General features: G+C 58.6%; 1 protein-coding gene and 2 pseudogenes. All 3 read left to right on the top strand.

All coding sequences use genetic code 11. The annotated features are described in order from the left end of the window. Window positions 1-992 (top strand): annotated as a pseudogene (locus tag EAE89_RS22460) (DNA primase); the annotation flags it as partial. A gap of 653 nt (window positions 993-1,645) precedes the next feature. Beyond that, the gene (xerC, locus tag EAE89_RS22455) at window positions 1,646-2,647 is read left to right on the top strand and encodes a site-specific tyrosine recombinase XerC (protein WP_339423551.1); all 1,002 of its coding nucleotides are present in this window, start codon (window positions 1,646-1,648) and stop codon (window positions 2,645-2,647) included. Window positions 2,648-3,570: 923 nt separating this feature from the next. Continuing rightward, window positions 3,571-3,697, top strand: a pseudogene (locus EAE89_RS22450) (RHS repeat-associated core domain-containing protein); the annotation flags it as partial.

Genomic DNA, 3,697 nt, shown 5'->3' with positions numbered 1-3,697 from the left:
AAGAGGAACGGCTGCAATACAGCGCCATGACCGGCCAGAGTCTGTTCTATCTGGGGGAAACCAATCTCCAGCATAAAATCTTAGCCATTGCCGAAGAGGAAGGCGTCAGGCAGGCCGCCTATGCGCTCAAACTGTTGCAAAGCGACGGCGAACTGACCATTGCCAGCACCGGTAAAGACGATGCCAGCGGTAATCTGGTGACCAAACAGTACAGGGTGAAAGGGCCGGTGATGCTGATGCTCACCACCACCGCGATTGATGTCGATGAAGAGCTGTTAAACCGCTGTCTGGTGCTGACGGTGAACGAATCGCGGGAACAGACCGAAGCTATCCACGCCTTGCAGCGCTATAAGCAAACCCTCGAAGGCTTACTGGCCGAAAATGAGAAGACCTATATCACCGAACTGCATCAAAACGCCCAACGGCTGCTACGCCCGCTCAATGTGGTCAACCCTTATGCCTCACAGTTAACGTTCATGAGCGATAAAACCCGCACCCGACGCGACCACATGAAATATCTCACGCTGATACAAAGTATCGCCCTGCTGCATCAGCACCAGCGCGAGGTGAAGACAGCGGAACACCGGGGCAAACGGCTTGAATATATCGAGGTGACCAAAGACGATATTAGCTTAGCAAACCGGCTGGCCCACGAGATATTAGGCCGCACGCTGGACGAAATGCCGCCCCAGACCCGGAAACTGTTGCTGCTGATACAGCAAATGGTGAAAGAGAGCATGGCAGAGCAACAACGCCCAGTGAACGCTATCCGCTTTACCCGCCGGGATATCCGCCGTTATACCCAGTGGAGCGATAACCAGTTAAAAGTCCATTGTCAGCGACTGGCCGACATGGAATACCTGTTAGTCCACGGCGGCAATCGCGGCCACTTGTTGCAATATGAACTACTGTGGAACGGGGACAGCGCAGAAGAAGCCCACCTGTGCGGCCTGATTGACCTGACAGAGCCGGAAAAACCGGTAAACCCCTGAATATGACTCACGTAAGTTGGACTGAATGAACCGCAAGTTGCCACCAAGTTGGGGTTAAGTTGGGCCCAAGTTGGAGGGCGGGAAACCGGCCTCAGGCCGCAGCAATACCGGGCGGAACGGTCCGCAAGTTGGGAGAGCCTGAAAAGGACTGTTCCGGCAATATAAAAATCAAGTCATCGTACCGTAGTGATTTTTACCGATAACAACAACACGCTATGTTCCCTACAGGAAATTACATCATGTCATTATCTGCTAAACATCAATCGGCACCCCTCGGGCTGACCCTGCGCCAGCATCTTGCGGCGTATCTGGATAACCTGCTGTTGCAGGGGCTGAGTCAAAAGAGTCAGACCGCCCGTCATGAACGACTGATGCCGTTCGTCAGCTGGTGCGAGGAACAGGGTATCCTGTCCGCAACTCAGGTGACCGGGCCGTTACTGGAAAACTGGCAACATTATCTTGCTCAGTATCGTAAGGCCAACGGGCAGCCCTATACGCCGGCCAGTCAGCGCCTGCGCCTGCGCGCCTTACGCCAGTGGTTCGACTGGTTGCAGCAACAGCACGCTATCCCGACCAGCCCGGCGGCAACACTGGCCTCGCCAGACAGAAAAAAACGTCCCTCGGTGACGGAGACCCACGGTCAACCCGACGCCATACCGGCCCGCTTCGCTACCTTACGCCAGCATCTGGCCGCCTGGCTGGAAGCCGTACAGGGACAGGGCTTAAGCGAACGAACTCAGGAGTCCTATGAAGAACGGCTGTTGCCGTTCATCAACTGGTGCGAAGCGCGTGGAGTCATGACCGCACCGCAGGTCAGCCTGCCGTTGCTGGAAAGTTACCAGCGCTGGCTGAGAAGCCACCGTAAAGCGGACGGCCAGCCCTACACCCCGGGCAGTCAGCGGGACCGCCTGAGTGTCTTACGTCAGTGGTTCCGCTGGCTGTTGCAACGTCACCATATCCTGTATAACCCGGTGGACAGTCTGGTGTTGCCGAAGGAAGAAAAACGGCTGCCGGCACAGGTAATGAATGAAGACGAAACCCACACGGTATTAGCCGCAACGGATATCAACACCCCAACCGGGCTGAGAAACCGCGCTATCCTTGAATTACTGTGGAGTACCGGTATCCGGCGGATGGAAGTAGCCAACCTGCTGTTAAGCGAGGTGGACTTCGGGCGCGGGGTGGTGCTGGTCAGACAGGGCAAAGGCCGTAAAGATAGGGTGGTGCCCATCGGCGGGCAGGCGCTGCACTGGTTAAGCCGCTGGCTCAGTGTCCGGCCCGAGTTAACGCGGCGGGGCGACAGTGGTCACCTGTTTATCACCAGGAAAGGCCGGGGACTGGCAAAGGGCACGTTAACCTGGATAGCCGCTGACAGCATCCGTAAACAGGCGCAACTGGCTAAACCGGGGGCCTGTCATCTGTTCCGCCACTCAATGGCAACCCAGATGCTGGAGAACGGCGCGGACACCCGGCATATCCAGGCGATACTGGGGCATGAGAAGCTGGAAACCACCCAAATCTATACCCGGGTGGCTATCGGTCACTTAAAGGAAGTGCATGAGCAGACCCACCCGGCAGAACGGCAGTCAAAGCAGGCCACGTCAGACGATAAGCAGGCGGAGAGTGACAAGCCGGACAGCCCGAAGCCGGTCTGAACGCGCTGCGTTGCCGGACCGTCTTTAAGGTTAGCCGGTTCCCGGTGAGCGCGTGGGGTGCAGTGAAAGGCAGACTGCGCGCATCCCTGCGCACAGACTGCCTGCCCACCTTCGGAGTGCCGGCGGTAAATGGTGGCCGCCCGGCCCTCAACTCAAGTGTTCTCTGTCAACACGGTTGCCGGTCAGCCGCCATTCAACATAATGTGGCATTAAGCGCAATGGGCCTGAACGGCCCGCCGCGCTTAACAAACATTATGTCGGCGCCGCCCACCGAAGGGCGCTGCGCGGTTACCTCAGCCCCGGTGCGCGGCTGGCCGCCGGGTTGAGCTTCTTAGCCCCCGTGGCGCGCAAGGCGGACGCCTTCCGCTGTCAGCCACAGTGCAAAATCCCACCGCCGCAGTCGCCGCCGTCCCTGGCGGCTCCGGTGATAACATCGGCCCTAAAACCCGCCCGCCAGCCTGTTAAGGTCAACAGCCACAGACCGGTAAGCCAGTCGGCCTGCGGCCTCCGCCGTTAATTACCCCCGCCCCTGCTGCACTGGCTGCGCGCGGCTCGCACTGCGCTGCGCTCCGTTGCTCGTCCCCGTGCTCGCCATCTCCGCCCCGTGCAGCCCCCAGGGGGGCTTCCCTGTTAAAAAGCGTTACCTGCGGGCCTGGCCCGCCCGCACCCGGCCAACCCGCGTCAGCGGCGCAGACAAGCTGCACCGCCGCCACGGGTTCCTGATAAAACCCGGTTCTGGCAGGCAAAGCGGGCCGAAACCCGGCGCTGACGTCGGGGAAAAAATGCGCTAACATCGGGAAAGTGCCCGTCGGGGCGAGTTGATATGTTCTTTAACAGGGCGGGAAACAGTGGCGAAGAAAAAGGCTGCTAAATCAGGGGGAAAGGTCCGCTCAACGGTATGATGGCGTCGGGATAGTGCCTAAGACCCGATAGGATTAGCAGGGGGTCTGAACCTGTATGCGTACGTGCCGAATCCGGTGTCGTGGATTGATCCGCTGGGTCTTGCTGGGTGTAATGCCCAATTTAATTCAAGAAAAGATGCGCTTAGAG

It is taken from the genome of Photorhabdus heterorhabditis (genome assembly GCF_018448905.1).
In the GTDB taxonomy this organism is placed as follows: Bacteria; Pseudomonadota; Gammaproteobacteria; order Enterobacterales; family Enterobacteriaceae; genus Photorhabdus; species Photorhabdus heterorhabditis.
The sequence above is the reverse complement of the archived record's forward strand: the minus strand, read 5'-3'. Positions and strand labels throughout refer to the sequence as shown.